The organism is Nocardia sp. CDC160, assembly GCF_035818795.1.
Classification (GTDB): domain Bacteria; phylum Actinomycetota; class Actinomycetes; order Mycobacteriales; family Mycobacteriaceae; genus Nocardia.
This window is the reverse complement of the sequence record NZ_JAYKYT010000002.1, coordinates 1216206-1237900: the sequence shown is the minus strand read 5'-3', so window position 1 is coordinate 1237900 and position 21695 is coordinate 1216206. Positions and strand designations below refer to the sequence as shown.

Annotated in this window: 19 protein-coding genes and 1 pseudogene; 9 read left to right on the top strand and 11 right to left on the bottom strand. The window is 67.6% G+C overall.

The features are described 5' to 3' along the window. The first annotated feature begins 139 nt into the window (after positions 1-139). Positions 140-1057 (top strand): D-alanyl-D-alanine carboxypeptidase family protein, encoded by a 918-nt coding sequence (locus VMT40_RS13260; RefSeq protein WP_326358275.1) that lies wholly within the window; start codon positions 140-142, stop codon positions 1055-1057. Positions 1058-1066: 9 nt separating this feature from the next. On the opposite strand, the gene VMT40_RS13255 is transcribed toward VMT40_RS13260, so the two are convergent. Then, complete coding sequence (locus VMT40_RS13255) at positions 1067-2491, bottom strand: MFS transporter (protein WP_326358274.1); 1425 nt, start codon at positions 2489-2491, stop codon at positions 1067-1069. A gap of 101 nt (positions 2492-2592) precedes the next feature. Between VMT40_RS13255 and VMT40_RS13250 the strand changes: the two genes are divergently transcribed. Together VMT40_RS13250 and VMT40_RS13245 are read left to right on the top strand one after the other, a co-directional pair. After that, on the top strand, positions 2593-3660 hold the full coding sequence (locus tag VMT40_RS13250; protein WP_326358273.1) for a helix-turn-helix transcriptional regulator: 1068 nt from the start codon (positions 2593-2595) through the stop codon (positions 3658-3660). Between the two features lie 98 nt (positions 3661-3758). Further along, positions 3759-5102 (top strand): MFS transporter, encoded by a 1344-nt coding sequence (locus VMT40_RS13245; RefSeq protein WP_326358272.1) that lies wholly within the window; start codon positions 3759-3761, stop codon positions 5100-5102. 20 nt (positions 5103-5122) lie between these two features. Here VMT40_RS13245 and VMT40_RS13240 read toward each other — a convergent pair whose 3' ends face one another. Next, the gene (locus tag VMT40_RS13240; protein ID WP_326358271.1) at positions 5123-5731 is read right to left on the bottom strand and encodes a TetR family transcriptional regulator; all 609 of its coding nucleotides are present in this window, start codon (positions 5729-5731) and stop codon (positions 5123-5125) included. Between the two features lie 141 nt (positions 5732-5872). Between VMT40_RS13240 and VMT40_RS13235 the strand changes: the two genes are divergently transcribed. The 3 genes and pseudogenes from VMT40_RS13235 to VMT40_RS13225 form a co-directional block, all read left to right on the top strand. Then, on the top strand, positions 5873-6937 hold the full coding sequence (locus tag VMT40_RS13235; RefSeq protein ID WP_326358270.1) for a ferredoxin reductase: 1065 nt from the start codon (positions 5873-5875) through the stop codon (positions 6935-6937). 8 nt (positions 6938-6945) lie between these two features. After that, positions 6946-8094: a fatty acid desaturase family protein gene (locus VMT40_RS13230; protein WP_326358269.1), complete on the top strand. Its 1149-nt coding sequence runs from the start codon at positions 6946-6948 to the stop codon at positions 8092-8094. Continuing rightward, positions 8095-8340 (top strand): annotated as a pseudogene (locus VMT40_RS13225) (hypothetical protein); the annotation flags it as partial. Between the two features lie 96 nt (positions 8341-8436). Here the strand turns inward: VMT40_RS13225 and VMT40_RS13220 are convergent. Further along, a complete protein-coding gene (locus VMT40_RS13220) occupies positions 8437-9078 on the bottom strand; it encodes a DUF4254 domain-containing protein (protein WP_326358267.1) in 642 nt (213 codons plus the stop codon). 463 nt (positions 9079-9541) lie between these two features. Here VMT40_RS13220 and VMT40_RS13215 point away from each other — a divergent pair, with 463 nt between their 5' ends. Then, on the top strand, positions 9542-9862 hold the full coding sequence (locus VMT40_RS13215; RefSeq protein WP_326311636.1) for a hypothetical protein: 321 nt from the start codon (positions 9542-9544) through the stop codon (positions 9860-9862). A 406-nt stretch (positions 9863-10268) separates the two neighbouring features. Here VMT40_RS13215 and VMT40_RS13210 read toward each other — a convergent pair whose 3' ends face one another. Genes VMT40_RS13210 through VMT40_RS13195 form a run of 4 tightly spaced genes read right to left on the bottom strand, consistent with a single transcriptional unit; the run spans position 10269 to position 14487 of the window. Further along, positions 10269-10829: a GTP-binding protein gene (locus VMT40_RS13210; RefSeq protein WP_326358608.1), complete on the bottom strand. Its 561-nt coding sequence runs from the start codon at positions 10827-10829 to the stop codon at positions 10269-10271. Positions 10830-10842: 13 nt separating this feature from the next. Next, complete coding sequence (locus VMT40_RS13205; RefSeq protein ID WP_326358266.1) at positions 10843-11280, bottom strand: DUF742 domain-containing protein; 438 nt, start codon at positions 11278-11280, stop codon at positions 10843-10845. Further along, positions 11277-11705, bottom strand: coding sequence for a roadblock/LC7 domain-containing protein (locus VMT40_RS13200; RefSeq protein ID WP_326311638.1), 429 nt, complete (start codon positions 11703-11705; stop codon positions 11277-11279). The genes VMT40_RS13205 and VMT40_RS13200 overlap by 4 nt, the downstream gene beginning before the upstream one ends. 10 nt (positions 11706-11715) lie before the next feature. Then, the gene (locus tag VMT40_RS13195) at positions 11716-14487 is read right to left on the bottom strand and encodes a sensor histidine kinase (protein WP_326358265.1); all 2772 of its coding nucleotides are present in this window, start codon (positions 14485-14487) and stop codon (positions 11716-11718) included. Positions 14488-14764: 277 nt separating this feature from the next. Here VMT40_RS13195 and VMT40_RS13190 point away from each other — a divergent pair, with 277 nt between their 5' ends. Next, a complete protein-coding gene (locus tag VMT40_RS13190) occupies positions 14765-15406 on the top strand; it encodes a DUF4389 domain-containing protein (RefSeq protein WP_326358264.1) in 642 nt (213 codons plus the stop codon). On the opposite strand, the gene VMT40_RS13185 is transcribed toward VMT40_RS13190, so the two are convergent. From VMT40_RS13185 to VMT40_RS13175, 3 genes are all read right to left on the bottom strand, one after another. After that, positions 15370-16251, bottom strand: coding sequence for an ABC transporter ATP-binding protein (locus VMT40_RS13185; RefSeq protein WP_442789981.1), 882 nt, complete (start codon positions 16249-16251; stop codon positions 15370-15372). The two genes, VMT40_RS13190 and VMT40_RS13185, sit on opposite strands and share 37 nt — an antisense overlap. 104 nt (positions 16252-16355) lie before the next feature. After that, on the bottom strand, positions 16356-17171 hold the full coding sequence (locus VMT40_RS13180) for an ABC transporter permease (protein WP_326358262.1): 816 nt from the start codon (positions 17169-17171) through the stop codon (positions 16356-16358). Then, complete coding sequence (locus VMT40_RS13175) at positions 17164-17967, bottom strand: ABC transporter permease (RefSeq protein ID WP_326358261.1); 804 nt, start codon at positions 17965-17967, stop codon at positions 17164-17166. The genes VMT40_RS13180 and VMT40_RS13175 overlap by 8 nt, the downstream gene beginning before the upstream one ends. A gap of 154 nt (positions 17968-18121) precedes the next feature. Between VMT40_RS13175 and ectB the strand changes: the two genes are divergently transcribed. Continuing rightward, the gene (gene ectB, locus VMT40_RS13170) at positions 18122-19384 is read left to right on the top strand and encodes a diaminobutyrate--2-oxoglutarate transaminase (protein WP_326358260.1); all 1263 of its coding nucleotides are present in this window, start codon (positions 18122-18124) and stop codon (positions 19382-19384) included. Between the two features lie 71 nt (positions 19385-19455). Here ectB and VMT40_RS13165 read toward each other — a convergent pair whose 3' ends face one another. Continuing rightward, positions 19456-21558 (bottom strand): serine/threonine-protein kinase, encoded by a 2103-nt coding sequence (locus VMT40_RS13165; protein WP_326358259.1) that lies wholly within the window; start codon positions 21556-21558, stop codon positions 19456-19458. Between the last annotated feature and the right edge of the window lie 137 nt (positions 21559-21695).

Below are 21695 nucleotides of genomic sequence, written 5' to 3'. Positions count from 1 at the left end.
CTCTCCTTCGTTCCCGGACGACTCTTCCGCCGCCCGGATGACTCGGACATGACTGGAGACACCGCCCACACCGGCAACCGTGACACCGCATCGGTGTGTCGCCGATCACTTCTCGCGTGCCAGCCCGTATACAGACACCATGCGGACATTCGCTCGGGTATTGCAGGCTGCCGTGGCAACGGTGCTGGTCATGGCGGTCGGTCATGGTGTGGCGGCGGCCGCCCCGGTGGCGAGCCCTCCCCGTACCCTGTTGCCCTGGACCGATTCCGAACCGGAGGGCGTGCAGGCCCCGGCGGCCGCGCTGGCGGACGGAATAACCGGCACGATGCTGTGGTCTCGCCAGCAGGACACCCCGGTCCCGATCGCCAGCATCGCCAAGGTGATGACCGCGCTGGTCGTGATCACCGCGGGCGACCTCGAGCGACCCGTCACCGTCCCGTCGGAGGCCATCGCCTACTGCGTCCGCAATGACGGCAGCACCGCGGGCCTGTCCGCCGGTGAGGTGCTCCCCACCCACGAACTGCTCTACGCTCTGCTGCTGCCCTCGGGCTGCGATGCCGCCTACACCCTCGCCGACGCCTACGGCCCCGGCCTGGACGGCTTCCTGGCCAAGATGAACGGCACCGCGGCGCAAATGGGCCTGGCCGCAACCTATTTCGCCGACCCCAGCGGCCTGCCCATCCCCGCCGACGACTCCACCTACTCCACCCCCGCCGACCTGATCGCGCTGGGCCTGCGCGCCATGCTCCTCCCGGTCTTCCGCGAAGTAGCCGGTTCCCAGAGCCACTTTCTCCCCGGCGGTGACGGCCACCGCGCACACAATTGGCAGACCACGAACCTGCTCCTGCGCCACTACCCCGGCACCATCGGCATCAAGACCGGCTCCACCGATGCCGCCGGAGCCTGCCTGCTCTTCGAAACCGTCCGCGCCGGAATCCCTTTGATCGGCGTGGTCCTGCACAGCGCCGCATGGAGCGGCGCCGCCGCGAGGGACGACGCCGAACGCATGCTCAATTGGGCCTACGACCCGGTTCTGGCCGTCCTGCCGATCCGCTGACACCGGTTTTCAGCGGGCAGCCTTGGCGGAGAGGACACCTGCCACCAAAACGGTGACGCCCTCGGCAATGGCGGTCACGCCGACCGCGTGGGAGGCGGAGAGCAGGGTGGTTCCGGCCAGGGAGAGGAAGACCGAGCCGAAGGTGGCTATGCCCACCACGACGCCGAGTTGGACGCAGGTGACCAGGATCCCGCTCGCATCGGCGGCCAGGGCCAAGGGGATTCGGCTGGTCGTGCGGGCCATGAGCGGGCTGAAGGACAGGCCGAAGCCGATGCCCATGATGCCGAAGACGGTCAGGGCGAGCGGGCCCATGTCGCCGCCACCGCGCAGCAGCAGGCCCATGACGACCATGGTGACGGCGGCCAGCAGCAGGCCCAGCGGAATCATGCGGGCGTGGTAGCGGGCGGGGATGCGTGACCAGTTCAGGCTGGCCAGGGCGAAGGTGATGCCATTGGGCAGGAACAGCAGTCCGGCGTGCAGGGCGCTGTAGCCGAGCGTGCTCTGCAGATGAATGGCGATGACGAACAGCCAGCCGCCGAAGGTGGTCATCACCAGGAACAGGGTGCAGGCGGTGAGAACCAGGCCGGGGGACCTCAGAACCCGGTCGGCGAACAGCGGTTCCCCGCCGCGCCGATGCACCCAGCGTTCCACCAGGGCGAAGCCCGCGAAACCGACCGCGGCGCAGGCCAGGGCGATCCACGTCCACACCGGCCAGTCCTGTTCGTGGCCGAGCACCAGCGGCACCACGAACAGCAGCACCGCCGGGGTCAGCACGGCCAGGCCCGCGAGATCCAGCTTGCGATCGCCGCGCACGGCCGCGGCGGGCAGGATGCGGGGTGCGACGGCCAACAGCGCCAGGCCGATCGGGACGTTCACCAGAAACACGCCGCGCCAGCCGGTTCCGGCGAAATCGCTGCTCACGATGACGCCGCCCGCGATCTGACCGACCACCATGCCGCCGGAGATGACGGCAGCGTAGGCCGAAAGCGCCCGGGCGCGTGTGGTTCCGGTGAAGGTGCGCTGGATGAGGGTCATCACCTGCGGCACCATGGCCGCGGAGCCGATGCCCTGGAGGAATCGGAAGACGATGAGCGCGGCGGTGTTCGTGGCCAGACCGCACGCGAGCGAGGCGAGGGTGAACACCGCCAGCCCGGTCACGAACATGGTGCGCTGCCCGAATCGGTCGCCCAGGCGGGCGCCGGTGACCAGCAGTACCGCGTAGGCGATGACGTAGCCGGAGACGATGAGCTGCAGGCCGGAACCCGTGGCGTGCAGGGAGGTTCGGATCGAGGGGATGGCGACATTGACGATGGAGGCGTCCAGGACGGCCATGAACTGGCCGAGCAGGATGACGGCGAGGACCGCGATCGGTCGCCGGGTGGCGACCGGGGCGGGTGCCGCCGCGGTGGGGGATTGGGTCAAGCTCTGTGTCATGAACCGAGGGTGCGGCGGCGCGGCAGCGGGTAACAGGAGCCTGCTTATACGGGTACTGCCACCACCTGGATACAAGTAGCGGGAACCGCCACCATGGACGCATGGTGTCAGAAGCGGATCCATGCGGACCCTTGATCGATACGGTGTCCGAAGCCGCGGCGCGGAACGGCTCTTCGCGCTCGGTGCGCAAGGCGCGGCGGGAGGAGCTGTCGACCTTCTTGAAATCGCGGCGGGCGCGCATTCGGCCGGAGGAGGTGGGTCTGCCGGTGGGGACGCGGCGCCGCACGCCCGGGCTGCGGCGGGAGGAGGTCGCGCAGCTGGCCGGGGTGGGGATCACCTGGTACACGTGGCTCGAGCAGGGGCGCGATATCAATTGCAGCGTCCAGGTTCTCGATGCGATCGCGCGGGCGCTGGCGCTGGATGGTGCCGAGCACGCGCACCTGTACCGGCTGGCGGATGTGCCGACCATTCCGTCGCCGGTGGTGGAAGAGCCCGTGCCCGAGGAGGTTCAGATCATCCTCGACCACATGCATCCGCTGCCCGCCGCCCTGTTCAGCGCGAAATACGATGTGATCGCCCACAATGCGGCCTACACCGTCATGTATCCCATGTTCATGAGCGGCTCCCGCAATGTGCTGCGCAAGGTCTTCCTGGCCGACGAATGCTGCACCCCCTACCCCTCGCACTCCGAACCCGAGCACCTGGCCCGCATGGTCGGCTACCTGCGCGCCGCCTACGCACGCAATATCGGCGACCCGGAATGGGTGGCGTTCATCGACGAAATGGTCGCGCTGAGCCCGCGTTTCGCCGAACTGTGGGCCCGCAACGACGTAGCCCTGCCCCTCGGCCGCACCCGCGTCATCCGCAACCTCGCCGTCGGCGAACTCGTCATGTACATGACCAGCATGTCCCTGCCCTCCATCGCGGGCGCGTGGATGCAGGTCTGGACCCCCGCCGACCCCGAAGCCTGGGACAAACTCCACACCCTCCTCGCCATGACCGAAGACCAACGCCGCCGCCCCTGGGCCGACCACGTCGAACAGGCCCACGGCCGACCACTGGAAACCTGGGTTCCAGCGAAGATGCATGTCTGCGCGCCGGGCGACACTCGCTCCGTCGGAACGCGGACGGACCTCACCTCCGAAATGTCCCCCGCGTCGGCGACATAGCCGGGGAACTGCGACGCAATGAACCTTCCGGCGCGACATTTTGGTCGGAATGGCTGGCCGGGGCACATTTTTCGGCGGAGGTCAGTAGTCTGCGCTGCATGAGCGAGGGCTCGGGGGTTGTGGGGCGGGCGGCGGTTGGGCAGGCCACCGGGCGGGGGCCGGTGCTGGCGTGGGGGTTGTGGGATTGGGCGGGGGCGGCGTTCAATGCCGTGATTCTCACCTTCGTGTTCTCGGTGTATTTGACCGACAAGGTGGGGGAGGGGCTGCCGGGCGGGGTTTCGCCGAGTGCGTGGCTGGGATGGGCATTGGGGGCCGCGGGGTTCGTGGTGGCGGTGACCGCGCCGGTGGCGGGGCAGTGGTTCGATGCCACCGCGAAACGCAAACTGGCGCTGGGGATTTTGACGGCGTGCACGGTCGTGGTGATGGCGGCCATGTTCTTCGTGCGGAAGGACTACCACTACCTGTGGGTCGGGCTGGTGCTGCTGGCCGTGGGGTCGGCGACCTTCGAGCTCTGCCACGTCCCGTATTTCGCCATGCTGCGGCAGGTGTCGACGCCCGCCACGGTCGGCCGGATCTCCGGATTCGGTTGGTCCATGGGCTATTTCGGTGGCATCCTGCTGCTGTTGCTCTGCTATGTCGGGTTCATCGCTGGCAAGGGGGATTACCGCGGACTGCTCGGCGTGCCGATCGATGACGGCCTGAACATTCGCCTGGTCGCGGTGCTGGCGGCGGTGTGGTTCGCCGGATTTGCCGTGCCGCTGTTCCTTTACGTCCCGGAGGTCCCGCGCACCGACGCCGATCCCGGTGCGGCTGTTCCCGCCCGGGCCGTCCTGAGTTCGTACCGGGTGCTCTGGCGCGATGTGCGCGAGCTCTGGCGCGTGGACCGCCGCACCGTCGGATTCCTGCTGGCCAGCGCCATCTTCCGGGACGGCCTGGCCGGGGTGTTCACCTTCGGAGCGATCCTGGCCGTCCGCGTCTACGGTATCGCCGACTCCGACGTCCTGCTGTTCGGCATTGCCGCGAATGTCGTTGCGGCACTGGGCGCTCTGGTCGGCGGCCGGTTCGACGACCGCACCGGCCCCAAGGCGGTGATCGTGACGGCGCTGACCGGCATGATCATCTGTGGCGCCTTCCTGCTGGTGCTGTCCGGCCCGCTCATGTTCTGGATCTTCGGCCTGCTGCTGACCGTATTCGTCGGTCCCGCACAGGCTTCGGCGCGCTCGTTCCTGGCGCGGCTGGCCCCGCCGGGTCGCGAGGGGCAGCTGTTCGGCCTCTACGCGACCACGGGGCGAGCCGTATCATTCCTCGCCCCAACCCTTTTCGGGTTCTTCGTCTGGGCATTCAACGCCGAGCGGGCCGGAATCATCGGTCTGCTCGTGGTCCTCGTCATCGGCCTGATGCTCTTGCTGCCGGTTCGCGGAGACGACTTGCGCGGCCGCTAGATTCAAGGTTTCCAGACGCTTCAGGGTTTCCAGACACCCATGCCGAGCGCGATGAGCCGAACCTGAAGCACCGCGCGCTCGATGACGCGCGCACTCTCGCGGCCGTCGCTGATCAGGTAATCGGCGATCCGGTCCGCCACCGTGGACACGATGAGCCCCGCCGCCAACTCCAAATCGTCGGGCGACCACGCGTCCAGCGCTCGCACCCGCGACAGGTCCGCCACCAATTCCCGCTCGATGAGCTGCATTTCGGCGGTGATGGCCCCGCGCAGCGCCGCCGATCCGCCATAGCGCTCGCGCAGCAGGAATCCCCACAGGTCACGCTGCCCGTCGACCTGATCGAACACGAAGCGCACGGTCTGGGCGAGCCTGGCATTGGGCGTGCGCCGCATTTCCCGTAGCGCCAGCCGCAATTGGCGCACACCCGCCTCGACCAGGGTGGTGCCGAGTTCGTCGAGCGAGGTGAAGTGCCGGTAGAAGGCGGTGGGCACGATCCCGGCCGAACGCGCGATCTCACGCAGCGAGAGCGCGGCGAAACCGCGATCCGCGGCCAGGGCGAGGGTGCCGTCGAGCAGCGCCGCGCGGGTGCGCTCCTTGCGCTCGACTCGGGTAGCTGCCTGCTCGCTCATCTCGATGAGCATACATGCGTTCACATTCGTTCCATTCAAGAGATGTCGTGTGGGTCACACGAACTGCCGGTTGAACTGGACGGGTTCCTTTCGGCACACTAACTCAGTGTACAGATGTGCACCGAAATCCAGGAGGCTCACATGGTCGGACTACTCGACCTGGTGCAGAAGACCATGACCACCCCGCATCCGCTGGACCGCTACCTGGAGCTGGTCCGGCCCACGCTGACCCGGGGCTCGCTGCGCGCGGAGATCACCCACGTGCGGCGCAGCGCCGTCGGTTCGGTCACGCTGACGCTCCGGCCGAGCCGCCAGTGGGCAGGACATGTCGCGGGGCAATACATCCAGATCGGTGTGGTGATCGACGGCGTTCGCCACACCCGCTGCTATTCGCCGGTCAATGCCGACGGCCGTCGTGACCGGCACATCGAGCTCACCATCAAGGCGCACCCGCACGGGCTGGTCTCGAACTACCTGCACGAGAACGCGATTCCCGGCATGGTCGTGGACCTCGAACCCGCCGCGGGCGTCTTCCATCTCCCCGAGCCGCGGCCCGAGCGGATCGTGCTGATCAGCGGCGGCAGCGGCATCACACCCGTGCTGTCCATGCTGCGCACCCTGGCCAATGAGGGCTATCGGGGCCGGATCCTGTTCCTGCATTACAACCGTTCTCCGGAATTCGTGCCGCATCGCCAGGAGCTCGAGGCGATCGCCATGCAGCACGGCAATATCCGCATCGAATTCCGCTACCCGCGGACCCAGCGCCATGCCCACTTCGGCTACGACGAACTCGAGGCCCTCGCGCCCTGGTTCCCGGACGCGCAGACCTACGTGTGTGGTCCGCCGTCGCTGATGGCCGCGGTCCGCACGGTTTACGAGGCCGAACAGCTGGGCGATCGGCTGCACACCGAGGAGTTCGTCCTCACCACCACCGTCGTGGATCCGGCCGACGCCGAGGGCACCGTGAGCTTCTCCGGCAGCGGCGTGGCCGCCGAGAACACCGGTGCATCCCTGCTCGAGCAGGCCGAATCCGCGGGTTTGAGCCCGCAGTACGGCTGCCGCATGGGGATCTGCTTCACCTGCACGGCCGTCAAGCGCAGCGGCTGCACCCGCAATCTGCGCACCGGGGAGCTCGACAGCGACCCGGATCAGCCCATCCAGCTCTGCATCAACGCCCCCGTCGGGGACGTCGACATCGCTATCTAGGAGGGATCATGGCGATTCTCACCGAAACCACCGAGGGCCCTTTGGTTCTCAGCGTCGAGCAGGTCGAGGAGATCGGCCGCGAACTCGACGCGCTGCGCGCCCGCATCACCGAGGACCTCGGCGATCGCGACCGCGAGTACATCTACAGCGTCATCCGCGCCCAGCGCGGCTTCGAGATCGCCGGTCGCGGGCTGCTCTACCTGGGCTTCCTGCCGCCGTTCTGGCTGGCGGGCGTGGCCGCGCTGAGCATCTCCAAGATTCTCGACAATATGGAGATCGGCCACAACGTCATGCACGGCCAGTGGGACTGGATGCGCGAGCCGACGCTGAATTCACGTGTCTTCGAATGGGATACGGTCTGCCCGGGCGACCAGTGGCGGCACTCGCACAACTACAAGCACCACACCTTCACCAATATCCTCGATATGGACCGCGACATCGGGTACGGCATCCTGCGCGTGGACGAGGCGCAGAGTTGGAACGTGCTGCGGCTGGGCAATCCGCTCTACGCGTTCCTCCTCATGCTGGCCTTCGAGTGGGGCGTCATGGGCCATGACCTCGAGGTCGAGAACATCATCAAGGGCAAGAAGTCCTGGGACGAGATCAAGACGCTGGTCAAGGGGCAGTGGCGCAAGGCCAGCCGCCAGGTGCTCAAGGACTACGTGGTTTTCCCGGCGCTGACCGGACCGCTGTTCGTGTCCACGCTGGCCGCCAACTTCAGCGCCAATCTGGTCCGCAACCTGTGGACCTTCTCCATCATCTTCTGCGGCCACTTCCCGACCGGCGTACAGACGTTCACCCAGGAGGAGTGCGCCGAGGAGACGCAGGGTGAGTGGTATGTGCGCCAGATGCTGGGCTCGGCGAACATCAAGGGTTCCAAGCTGTTCCACATCATGTCCGGCAACCTGTCGCACCAGATCGAGCACCACCTGTTCCCGGATATGCCCGCCAACCGCTACCCGGAGATCGCGCCCGAGGTGAAGGCGCTGTGCGAGAAGCACGGGCTGCCCTACAACACCGGTCGCTTCGCCAAGCAGATCGGCTCGGTCTGGGTCAAGCTGTTCAAGCTCGCGCTGCCGCCGTTCCTCGTGAAGAATTCGTCCGGACCGGGTGTTATCGTCATGCGGCGGGGGCAGCCGAGTGAAGTGGGCGTGTGAATGATTTCGAAATTCGAGAGCAACAAGGATCTGATCCAGGAATTGACGGCGTCCGGAGCCCGGCACGTCGGCAATATCGCCTCGATCATCACCGGCACCGTCGCCGAGGTGACGCGCGAGATCGGTGACTGGATCACCGACGCCATCGAGATGCGGGAAGCCGCCGCGGCCGCCGCGCAGGACGCCGCCGCCCAGCGCGCCACCGCCGAGGACCTGGCCGACAACCTCGACGACGAACCGGAACCCACACCCGCCCAGGACAATTCGGCAACGAAGCCGGTCCCGAGCGAGCGCGTCGACGGCTCCGACGTCATCGACGCCGAGGTCATCGACCCGCGGTAGTCACCAGGTGGGAAGTCGCCGCCGGTGCTGGGCGACTTCGGTGATCAGATCCTTGTAACCGTCGGCGAGTTCGGCGAGGCGGTACCACTGCAGGTGGGCTTCGGTGTCCACCCCGCGTCGGGGGCGGTCCTCGCTGATGCGGTGGGCGACCGCCCGTCGTCGTCCGCGTCCGTCGGCGGCTTTCGAACTCCCGTCGGCGGGCTTCGCGCCCCCGTCAGGAATCTTCGTGGCGCGCACCGGTTCCTGGTCGTTGCTGACCAGAGCTCGTTGTGCCACAACCCATTTCGCGGCCATGCGGTCGATCACCGCGCCGAGGGTCTCGGTGTGCAGCGAGGCCCCGGCGCGGTGCGGGATGTTCGCGGCCACCCAGTCGTCGATGCGGGCCACCAGGTCGGCCCGGCGCGCGTCGATCTTGTCGATCAGATGGGTGCAACTCGCGACATCGTCGGGGGTGGCATTGGGGGCGTGCGCCAGTTCCAGGGCGCGGTGGCGTCCCTCATGGCATTGCACCAGTTCGTGAGCGGATTCGAGGACGTCGCGGTCGTGCCGATCGGAGGTGACCGGTTCTCGGAAGGCGCGTAAGAGCGTGGCGGGCGAGGGGAGCTCGGCCCCGAATCCCGCTCCGGAGTACTCGATTGCCATCATTCCCACCCTCGGCCGTCGCATGGTTGGATGCGCCAGGGCCGAGGGGGTTTCGGGGAGGGGCTCCCCTCGGCTCCGGCGCAGCCCCGCATCCGGAACGCAACAGCCCACCACCAGCGACACGGTGAAGTAACCGGGAAATCCGCGACGATGCGATGAGAAGACTGTCCGATAATGCGGGACATATTCAGGAAAGCGCGATAGTCGAAGGGGCGCAACCGTCCGGCGCGTGATCGGCGAAGGTGCCTGAAAATTGTTATACAGCATTACAAGACGGTCACGTGGCCGCTGCGGTTGAAGGCCGATCGACACCTGCGCGGGTGGTGTGTGAGACGGGTTCGAGGGCTGGGCTCGACCTCCGCGAGGCTTCCGGCCCCGGACTTCGGTTACCGAGGCTTATGAATAGCTATCTTTGCGGCGCGCCGAAGGCGCGGCGCGCCATAGTCCGTTAGCCTCGGTATTCGTGCCCGCCTACGCGTCCTCACCGGAATTGCGATTCGGTTTCATGTTCGCGCTGGAAGACCCCGAGCGAATTGCCGAAGTTGTCCGGAATCTCATTGTTCGCCGGACGGTGTCGGTCTTCCGTCTCGCGCATCTCTCCGACGACAACGGACCTCCCGATCGGTTTGTCGTGAACTGGGGAGCGCTCCCGCAGATCTCCATCACCACCGCCGCGCCGGACCCCGACGAATTGCGTTCCAGCGGAACGATGCTGGTCAACGCGTTTCTCGGCGAGGACGGCGAGGTGAGTCTCTACTCGGCGGGCGCGCAGCCGCCGCAGTAGAAACTGGACGGTCCTCTCTCATGTGACGGGTCACACACCCTGTCTCAGCTACGTCTCAGCTACGGACAAGGTTCGCCTAAGTGTGCCTCGGCAGTGTGGGTCCCGTCGCCGAAGCGGAAATCCCGACCGGCGGCGTCCAACAGAGAGAGGTTGAAACATGATCCCGGTTATCATCGACACTGGTTCCGCTGCGCTGAACGGCGTGCTCAACACCGGTAGCGCGGCTCTGGGTGGTCTTCTCAACACCCTGTGGACCGGATCTTTCGGCCGCTAATTCGCATTAAAGCGAAGGGTTTTCGGGCAATCGCCCCGGGTGCGTTCGCACCCGGGGCGATTTTTGGATATGAGGTGAGGCATCGCGCGGGCGCGGTGCGGGCGCCTCGCCCGTAGCCCCACCACGGGCAGGTCAAACCGCGAGGGCGGGGGTGCGGCGGGCCTCGAGGATCTGTTCCAACAGCGCTACCAAAACGAGCTTGACCGATTCCCGGTCGCGCGCATCGCAATCCAGCAGGCGAATCGCGGGGGAGAGGTCGAGGGCCTCACGCACCTCGTCGAGTGCGAAGCGCGCACCGGACTCGAATCGGTTGACCGCCACCACGAATGGTGTGCCGCGCTGTTCGAAGAAGTCCAGGACCGGATAGCAGTCCTCGACCCGCCCGGTGTCGACCAGGATGACCCCGCCCAGCGCGCCGTCGAGCAGGTCGTCCCAGAGGAATTCGAAGCGCTCCTGGCCCGGCGTGCCGAAGAGATACAGGACCAGGCTCGCGTCCAGGGTGATGCGGCCGAAGTCCAGGGCGACGGTGGTGGTGGTCTTGCCGGTGGCCAGGCCCGGATCATCCACGCCCATGGACACTTCGGTCATGGCGGCCTCGGTGGCCAGCGGTTCGATCTCGGAGATGGCCCCGATGAAGGTGGTCTTCCCGACCCCGAAGCCGCCGCTGGTCACGATCTTCACCGAGGAGGCCAGCGGAGCGGTGTCGTCAGAGGTTCCGAACAAGGTCCCGGATCCTTTCCAGTGCGGCGGTGGAGAGTTCGTCGGTGTGGCCGACCGACGCGTGCCCGGCGGACACCAGATCGCTCACCAGCACCCGTGCCACGCCGACCGGAACCCGGAGGGCCGCAGCGATTTCGGCGATGGAATGCGGACGCTGGCACAGCCGCACCACCCGTTCGAGTTCGAAGCGCAGCGGCGCGGACAGCGCCGCGGGGGTGGCGCGCACCAGCGTCTCGATGCGCAGGCCGTCGACCACGGGCGTGGTGCGGCCGGAGGTCATCATGAAGGGCCGCACCACCTGCTCTTCGGCCTCGGCGAATCCCCGCTCCCGGTCGGGGTTTTCGGGCGCGGCGGCGCCGGACCACCCGGTGGGGCGGGTCAGCGCGATCATGCGCTCGTCCGGCAGCCGATGCGAATCGTTCATCGGCTCAACGACTCCCGCAGTTCGCTGATCAGGGCGGGGGTCAGCAGCGCGCCCGCGCGATCGGCCAGCACGGCCATCTGATAGCCGACCAGGCCGACATCGGCGTTGTTGTCGGCGATCACGCCGATGCAGCTGCCATTGGCCATGGCCGAGACCAGCAGGAAGCCCCGCCCCATTTCGATCATGATCAGTCGTAGTCCGTCGAAATCGTAACTGCGCGAGGCGCTTCGGCCCAGGCTGGTGAGCCCGGAGACGATGGCGGCGAGCCGGTCGCCCGCGGACCGGTCCAGCCCCTGGGACATGGCCATGAGCAGCCCGTCGGAGGACACCGCCACGGCGTCGCGCACGCCGTCGGTGGTGCGCACGAAGTCGGCCAGCAGCCAGTTGAAGGTGTGCGGATCGGTGTCGGTGTAGTGGGTCGTCACCCGGTTCCTCCTATGCTCTCGGTCCGGGTCGAGGCGGTTCCCCGCCCTGCCCGCGCTGGTGGCCGGAGCGGAATCCGGCCAGCATGCTGCGTATCTCCTCGGGCGAGCGGTCCGCGGCCGACGCGGCGGGTCCCCCCGTGCTCGGCTGGGCGCCACCCGGCGCGGCGCCCGAATGCTCGCGAGTCTTCCGGTTGCGCTTGACGAGACCGTTTCGCGTACGTTGCACCTCCGGGACACCTCCCGAAACGTCGCTCCCGTTGACCGGTGAGCCCGTCGAAACCGACGGCGCGACACCGGTGCCCGCCGGTGCGGTGGCGGGCCGCCGATCCGTCCCGGGTGTCTGCTCCGGAATCGATTGGATCGCCACGGATCCGGTGATCGGACCGCCGAAGGGGCGCTCGGCCGCGGTGGCGTGCGGCGCGGTGACCGAGCGGGTTGCGGCGGTGTCCACCGGGCCCGGCAACGCGGTATCGGCCGGACCCGGCAGGGGCACGAGCTTGATCGGGTTGGCGTGCGCGGCGACTTCATCGGTTCCGCCGTTCGGCCGGGACGCGCCGTTGGTCCGGGGCGAGGACCACGGGGGCCCCGTGGGCCCGGTGGCGGGCCGCGCTTCCGGTTCGGCGGACGCGCCGAACGACTCGGTCAGGGCGACGAAAGCGGCTGTGCCGGTGTCGAATACCGGGTCGTTGGCCGGGACCGCGGCGTGTTGGGGCCGCTCGCCGCCACCGGACGCGGGCGGGTGCGGCGAGCTGTGCCGACCCGCCCGGGGCTCCGGCATGGTCTCGAGCACCGTGGGAAGGTGTGCTCCCGCACCGTGTTTCGCGTCATCGGGCGGCGCGGGCCGATCACTGGCGGGATCGCCCAGCAGCTCGGTGGGCAGCAGCATGCGCGCCACCACACCGCTGGTGGGCGAGACGGTCAGTTCGACCTCGACGCCCAGCCGCTTGGCCAGGCGGCCGACCACGTAGTGCCCCAGGAAGCGGGTGGGCGCGACCAGGAAGTCGGCCTCCCCGCGCAGTCGTGCGTTGGCGGTGGCGAGCTGGTCGGGCGGCATGCCCACCCCGTGATCGACCACCGCGATCATGTATCGGGACCCGAGGCGGCGGCCGTAGATCTCGACCTCGAGGTCGGGCGGGGAGAAGGACAGCCCGTTCTCGATCAGCTCGGCCAGCATGTGCGCGACCTCGCTGACATGCGCGCCCGCGATGGCCACCTCGTCGACGCGCCGCAACACCACGCGGCGGTAGTCGTCGACCTCGGACAACCCGGCGCGGATGACGTCGGTCAGTGGAATCGGCCGGGACCAGCGACGCGGGCTGGACTCGCCGACCAGCACCAGCAGGCTCTCGGCATTGCGGCGCATGCGGGTGGCCAGGTGGTCGAGCTCGAAGAGGTTCGACAGCGCGCTCGGGTCGAGTTCCTCGCGTTCGAAGTCGCTGATCAACCCGAGCTGGCGGCGCACCAGGTTCTGATTGCGGCGGGCCAGATTGGCCATGGACTCGGTGGTGTTGCGGCGCAGCCGCGCCTGGGCCGAGGCCAGGTCGTAGGCGGTGGTCTGCACCCGGTCCAGCGCGGTGGCCACCGAGACGATCTCGGCTCCGGCGCTCTGGTCGGCGCGCACCGGTTCCGGCGGATCAGGGTCCGCCCCTTCGGTGCTCTGCCAGACGGCGATGAGCCGCGGCAGCCGCTCGTCGGCCACCTCGTCGGCCTGCTCGGCCAGCTTCGCCAGCGGCCGCACGATGGCCCGCACGCTGGCCACCACCAGCGCCACCTCGGCGGCGATGGCCAGCAGCGCGGCCAGCACGTACAGGCTCAGCCGCAGCGCGGCATGGCGGCGCAGTTCGCTTGCGCGGGAGGTGATCTCATCGCCCACGCTGCGCTGCACATGCCGCTCGCCGTCGATGATGGAGCTCATCTCACGCCACCAGTCGGCGGCATTGACCGGCTCGGTGAGCGTCCCGTGGTCGGAGGCGATGGCAATGGCCTCCGCCTCCCCGGCCCGCACCGACTCATCGGTCCGCATGGCGGTGTAGAGCAGCGACCGCTGCGCGGAGGTGGCATCGCGTTCGAAGGCGGTGATAGCGGCCTGTTTGGCGGCCCGGATGTCGAGGAACTTCACGTACTCGCCGGGCGCGAAAGCTCCCGAGGCGAAAACGCCGTTGAGGAAGCCGCGTTCCTGGCCGGTGAACTCCTTGACGTCGCCGAGCGCGTACAGGGTCTGCAATCCTCGCCACAGCTGTTCGTCCTGCGCGTGGTCGAGTCCGGGGCGCGTCTGGTTCAGCGCGCCGATGGCATTGGTATAGAAGGTGAACGCGGCCGACCGGTCGGCCCGTCCGCCGTCCACGTCCGCGCGCGTCGCGGTCACCCCCGAGAACTGGTTGAGCGCCGTGCGCACCAGATCGCCGCCGGGCGGTTGTCCCGCGAGCGTCGAATTGAGCTCCGACAGTGCGCTGTCGGTGGCCAACCGCTGATTGCTCACCGCGGGCCGCGCGGCGGTGTCGCCGCTGAGCAGACCGTTGGTGAGCCCGCGCTCGCGCTGGATCTCGTGGACGAGGTCCTGGACCGCCAGCGCCAACCCGACGGCCCGGGCGGTATCGCCGGTATCGCGATAGTTCTCGACCTCGCGGGTGACGATGATGGTCAGCAGCGCCAGCACCAGCGCCACCGACACGATGAGAATGCGGCGTAGCCGAGCCCGAATGGTGCGTGGCCGAAGCAATTCCACCGCCGGTGTGAGCTTCGTGTTACCCGTAGGCAACAATTTCGCCTGCCGCACCTTCACTCCGTCTCCCCAGAATCCGCTCCAGTGCCGACCCGGTCGAACACATGGAGAATGGTCAGCAACGTCGCACACGAGACCGGCGGCCGCAATTCGAAACGGGTCGATGTGGTGTGCGGAACTCGCTGTCGTGCGCGCTATTACAAATCTGGTCACAATGTGTGAGAAGCAGATGTGATCTCCGCGTCGCCGGGGAAACAATGGGGTGAACAACGGCTCACCGCTGTTCGGGTGGCGGTCGCGAGGGCGCGGCCGCCCGCACTCGAGAGGAGTGACGGCCATGCAGCCCAATCCCGTTTATCCGGTGCGCGTACGCGGCGACCTCGACCCGGGGTTGTCCCGCTGGATGTGGATCGTCAAGTGGATACTTGCCATTCCACACTATATTGTCCTGATTTTTCTGAGCATCGCATATCTCGTCGTCTCGATCATCGCGTTCTTCGCCATCCTGTTCACCGAGTCGTATCCGCGTGCGCTCTTCGACTTCAATGTCGGTGTGCTGCGGTGGAGTTGGCGCGTGCGCTTCTACGCGCTCTCACAACTGGGAACCGACCGCTACCCGCCGTTCCGCCTCGCGCCGGACCCGAGTTATCCCGCCGATCTGGAAGTCGACTATCCCGAAACGCTCAATCGCTGGATGGTCTTGATCAAATGGTGGCTGCTGGCTATTCCGCAGTATCTGATTGTCGCCGCGTTCATGGGCGGCGGCCGGAATATGGTGTCGCTCTTGCCGATTCTGTTGATAATCGCCGCCATCGGCCTGCTGTTCACCGGCGCGTATCCACCGGGCCTGTACGACTTCGCCATGGGCGTCAACCGCTGGTCGCTGCGGGTGCGCGCCTACGCCTCGCTGATGACCGACGCCTATCCGCCGTTCCGGCTCGATCAGGGAGCGAGGGAGCCCGACGCCGCGGCCTCGTAGAGCCGCCGCACCACGTCCTCGATATCGGGTTCCTCGATGGACAGGTCGCGGACCTCCGCGCGGGCCGACACGGCCGTGAGCAACTGTGCGGCGGTGGTGATCTCGGTGTCGAAGGCCAGCCGCTGCCGCATGCCCGCGCCCTCGCTGTCGAGGAGCTTGGCCCCGGGCAGATCGGCCAAGTCCGGGGTGGGTTCGGCGAGGTCGACGATCAGCACCCGCTGTGCGCCGACCATCGCGCCGAGTCCGGTCAGTGAGCCGTCGTAGACCAGTCGGCCGTGGTCCACCACCAGTACCCGCTCGCACAGCCGCTCGATATCGCCCATATCGTGGGTGGTCAGCAGCAGGGTGGTGCCGCGCTGGGTGCGCTCGTAGCGCAGGAATTCGCGTAATCGCTGCTTGGACAACACATCCAGGCCGATGGTCGGCTCGTCGAGAATGACCAGCTCGGGCGAATGCAGCAGGGCCGCCGCGACTTCCGCGCGCATGCGCTGACCCAGCGAGAGCTGGCGCACCGGGGTGTCGAGGGTGCCCTCCATCTCCAGTTGGGCGACGAGCTCCTCGGTGCGGGCACGCGCCGCCGACGGGGTCAGCCGGTGAATGGCGGCCAGGATCGAAAACGATTCGCGCAGTGGCAGATCCCACCACAGCTGCGAGCGCTGCCCGAACACCACCCCGATACGCCCGGCCAGCTCGCGCCGCTGCCGCACCGGGTCCAGTCCGCAGGTGCGCAATCGCCCGGCCGTGGGCACCAGGATGCCGGTGATCATCTTGATGGTGGTGGACTTGCCCGCCCCGTTCGCGCCGATGTACCCGACCGCCGCGCCGGGCTCGACCCGGAAGCTCATCCGGTCCACCGCGGTGAGCAGTTCCCGCCGCCGTCGCCAGCGGCCCTCCTTGCGGCTGAGCACGAAAGTTCTTGTCAGACCCTCGATATCGATGATCGCGTCGTTCACCCACCGCCTCCTTGATAGTGCCTGGTGCCCAGTCGCCACAGAAACAGCGCCGCGGCCCACACCCACAGCGCGGCGAACGGCGCGGCCCACGCCAGCCAGTGGGGCAGCAGTGCCGGGCCGGGCTGTCCCAACAGCGCGATGGTGGGCAGGTACGAGGTGAAAGCGACCGGAACGAGAAATCCGAAAACAAGTTTCATCGGGGTGGGGAACACCGACGTCGGCTGCATGGACGCGTACGACCCGCCGTAGGTGAAGGAATTGGTCAGTTCCGCGCCGTCGATGAGGAAGAACTGCGCCCCGGCCGCGCACACGAAAAGCCCGGCGAAGATGGCGATTCCGGAAAGCAGGGTGATGACGAACAACACCACGTGCGCGGGCGTCCACTGAATATCGTTGCGCACCAGGCCGAATACCAGCACGGTGGCGGCCACCCCGATGCGCGCGATCCGCCGCAACTGGATATCGCTGGTCATGAGCTGCATCAGCAACGGCTGCGGCCGCAGGTAGAACGCGTCCAGCTGGCCCATTCGAATGTAGGTGGGCAGCGTGTCGGCGTGTCCCACCACCATGTCCGCGATGGCGAAACAGGTATTGCTGAGCCCGAACAACAGCAGCATGCCGTTGAGGTCCAGCCCGCCCAAGCGCGTCACATTGTGGAAGATCACCCACATTTCGGCGAATTCCACCAGCCCGATCAGGAAGGCGCTCAGCAGATCCGTGGCGAAGGACAGCGGATAGGCCCGTTGCGCGCGCAGCCGCGACCCGAGCACGGCGCGATAGGGCGTGAGTCGTGAGGGGCGTGCCTCACCCACCCTGCACCTCCAGCTTGCGGCGCCCGGCCCGCAGCAGCAGTTGACCGGCGCTCACCAATACCAGTAACCAGAAGCATTGCACGACAAGGATTTCCACCGCATCCATCCCGGTGGTTCGACCGGAGAGGACATCGATCGGCCACTGCAGCATGGAGGGGAACGGCGTGGCATAGGCAATGGCGCGCAACCAGTCCGGGAACAGGTGCAGGGGTACGAAGAGCCCGGCCAGGAAGGTGCCCAGGATCATGTGCAGCGCGCGCAGGCCCCGCGTCTCGATGAGCCAGAATCCGGCCAGGCACACCGCGAACATGGACAGAAACGACAGCACCATGGCGATTAGGAGACTGACCGCCCCGAGCACGTAGGGCCCGGGCGTGGTCGGGAAGGCCAGCCCGAAGGTGATGACCCCGACCGCGATGCTGGGCAGCCCGCGTGGCAACAGCGTGCACGCCGCGCGCCCCAGATACTCGGCCAGATGCGCGAATTGGATGTCGATGGGCCGCAGGAAGTCGATGACCACGTCGCCGGTGCGGATGCGTTCCACGATGTCGGGCAGGGTCCAGAAGGCGATGGCCCCGAGCAGTCCCTGCGAGAGCCAGATGTAGGCGCCGATGGTGCCGCGGTCGTAGCCGCCGAAGCCGCTGTTCACCCGGACCGCGGTCATGAGCACCGCGGCCCGGACGAATCCGAACACCAGATTGGTGATGAGGCCCGCCAGCATGGCGAGGCGATAGTGCGATTGCCTGCGGAACCCTGCCCGGACGAGCTGCCAGTACACCCCCACGTCACTGCGCACAAGAGGTTCACCTTACGGGAACTGCCGTGTCCGAGTCCAGGTTTGGTCGAAACAGGGGTGCGGACGACCGAATTTGTCGAAAATGGTCATGTTTCAGAGTTGGCGATGGTAGAAACATCAACGTTTCACTCTGTTGCGAACGCTAGGACCGCCGATGACCATTGCCGAGACGACCGTTTTCGAGGCGCTCGAATCCAATGTGCGTGGTTACTGCCGTTCCTGGCCCACCGTGTTCGACACCGCGCGCGGCGCCTGGCTCACCGACGTCAACGGCAAGGAATACCTGGACTTCTTCGCCGGGGCCGGTGCCCTGAACTACGGGCACAACAATCCGCTGCTCAAGCAGGCCCTCATCGACTACCTGGTCGGCGACGGCATCACCCACGGACTGGACATGTCCACCGTCGCCAAGCAGCGGCTGCTCGAGACCATGCGCGATCTGCTGCTGATACCGCGCGGGCTGGACTACAAGGTGCAGTTCCCCGGCCCGACCGGAGCCAATGCCGTCGAGGCCGCGCTCAAGCTGGCGCGCAAGGTCACCGGCCGCACCACGATCCTGAACTTCACCAATGCCTTCCACGGCATGACCCTGGGCGCGCTGTCGGTCACCGGCAATGCCGCCAAGCGCGCCGGGGCGGGTGTGCCGCTGGTGCACGCCACCCCGATGCCCTACGACGGCTTTCTGGATGAGCCCGAGGAGCTTTCGTGGATGCGCCGGGCCCTCGACGACAGCTCCTCGGGCCTGGACAAGCCCGCCGCGGTGATCGTGGAGACCGTGCAGGGCGAGGGCGGGGTCAATGTGGCCCGCGGCGACTGGCTGCGCCACCTCGCCGAACTGTGCGCCGCCCGCGGGATTCTGCTCATCGTCGACGACGTGCAGATGGGCTGCGGCCGCACCGGCCCGTTCTTCTCCTTCGAGATCGCGGGCATCACACCCGATATCGTCACGCTGTCGAAATCCATTGGCGGCTACGGCCTCCCGATGGCGCTGGTGCTCATGCGCCGCGAGCTCGACCAGTGGGCTCCCGGTGAGCACAATGGCACCTTCCGCGGCAACAACGCGGCCTTCATCACCGCCGAGGTGGCCCTGCGCCACTACTGGTCCGACGATCGCCTGGAGCTTTCGACGCTGGCCAAGGGCGAGCGCATCCACCGGCACCTGACCACGCTGGCCGAGTCGTTCAGCGGAATCACCGCGCGCGGACGCGGTCTGGTGCAGGGCCTGGTCTTCGCCGACGCCTCGCAGGCGACCAAGGTCTGCCGCGTGGCCTTCGAGCACGGCCTGCTCGTCGAAACCTCCGGCTCCTACGACGAAGTCGTGAAACTGCTTCCCCCACTCACCGTCACCGAGGACGAAATCACCCACGGCCTGGGCATTCTCAGCCGGGCCGTGGAGATCGTCCGCGACGGTCACTAGACGTCGGTCACCGCCCACACCGGTGCCGACCCGGTGCCGGGTTCCCAGCTGCGGAGGGAACCCGGCACCACCTATACGGTGAAATACTTCTCGAACCAGGCGCGCAGCGCCGCATCGTCCTTGGGCGGGTTGCCCGGGTAGTCGGCGGGCGATCCGGTGACCACGACGAACAGGTGCAGGTCGTCGTACACCGCCACCAGGGCGGGCCGCGACGGCCCGTCGACCTTGGACACGAAACAGAAATATCGCCCGATGGGCTTGTCCTGCTTGCGCCACACCTCGTCCGCGCCGGAGCCGCCGCACGCGTGCCCGCCGAACTGGCCGAGATCGGCCTGGTAGAGCGTTTTCGCCGAATCGCTGTCGGGGAGGTCGACGAACGAGACACCCGGATCGTCGACCTTGGTGTCGCAATCGACGATGGCGGTTGCCGGACCGACCGGCGGATCGCTGTGGCGGCAGTTGCGGCGGACGTAGGGGTCGTTGAGCTGATCGAGCAGGGCATGGTCGGCGGCGGTGAAGTCGTCGGGGTCGCGCGCCTTGTCCTTCGAGAGCAGCTGGCCGACATCCCATTTCGCGTCATAGTCGCGCAGGGCGGTCTGGTTCGCGCCGGTCCAGATGTAGGTGACCAGCGCCAACTGGGCTTCATCGGTCAACACCAGACCGGGATTGCTGGCCCCGTTGCTGTGGTCGAGAAAGCACGCCTTGCGGCCGATTTCCTTGCCGTCCCTCATCGACGGACCGTCCTTGCCCGCCGGATCCGACGGGCAGGCGGTGGCACCGAAGACGTTCACGAAGTTGCTGTTGTAGAAATCGTGCATCCCGCTCGCGGTCTTGAAGCGGAAGAACCGGGCGGCGGGTGCCGAGGCGTCCGGATTGGGGTCGCAGACGACGAAGGCCGTGGTGGTGGCGTCGGGATTGGCGTGAATGCAATTGGCACGGTGATATCCGGCCCAGCTGGACAGCGAGAGCAATTCGACATCGGGTCCGCGCAGGGTCGCGGCGTCCCCGACCGGGGTGCCCGGTGTCGTGTGCCGCAAGTAGGCCCAGCCCGCGAAGCCCAGCGATGCGGCGACCAGCACGAGCACACCCAGCACCGCCGCCAGTCGTCGCATCCGGCCGCGCGGATTCCCTCGTCGCGGACCCGAGCTCTTCCCCGTCGCCTCGGGTTTCGTCAGTGCGGTCGTCCGCGCGCCGCCGCTGTCGTGTCCGCCGGTGATCGTCTCCGACGTATCCGGGTGGACGCGTTGGGGATTCGTGGCCGCGCGCGGGCCGTATCCGCTCATTGCGCCGGAATCGGTGGCCGTGGGCGCGCCCGGATCCGAGCGGTGTGCGCTGCGCTCGGCCAGGGCCGCGCGCGCGGCCGCGGCGAGTTCGCCTGCGGTGCCGTAGCGTTCGGTCGGTTCCTTGGCCATGCCGCGCGCGATCACCGCGTCGAGGGCGGCCGGGACGGTCGGCCGGACCAGGCTCGGCCGGGGGATGGGGTCGAAGAGGTGGGCGCGCATGAGCTGGGCCTCGTTCTCCGCGGAGAACGGGCGTGTGCCGGTGAGGCATTCGAACAGCACGCAGGTCAGGGCATAGACGTCGGCGGCGGGTCCGAGGTCGACGGCGGAGAAGCGTTCGGGGGACATGTAGCGGTAGGAGCCGACGGCCTGGCCGTCGCGGGTGAGGGATTCGTCGGTGGCGGACTGGGCGATGCCGAAATCCACCAGGTACACGAAGCCCCCGTGGGTGACGAGAATGTTGTCCGGCTTCACATCTCGATGCAGCAGACCGTCGTGATGGGCGGCATCCAGGGCCGCGGCCACCTGTTCCACCACCGCGACCGCCTGCTCGGGTGAGCCGGGACCGTGCCGGTGCAGCAGCGAGCGCAGGCTGTCGCCGTCGACCAGGCGCATATCGATGTACAGGCGGCCGTCGATCTCGCCGTAGTCGTGGATCGGGATGACGTGCGCCTCCCGAAGCCGTGCCGCCGCATGGGATTCGCGCTGGAAGCGCTGCCGGTACACGGTGTCCTCGGCGAGGCGTTCGGGCAGCACCTTGATGGCCACCGTCCGGTCCTTGACCGTGTCGTAGGCCTGATAGACCTCCCCCATGCCCCCGCGTCCGATCAGCTGGTCGAGCCGGTAGGGCCCGAACCGGGATCCGACGGTGAGCGGGTGATCCGGACCGTTCATGCTCGTCCTCGGCTCCTCGCTGCGGATTCATTGTGGCAGTCGAGCTGTCGGGCAAGCCCAGAATCACGCGGATTACAACCGGTGACCGGGCGGGATGCGACCGGCAAGGTCGGTAGGCGGCGGGCTGTGTTTGCGCG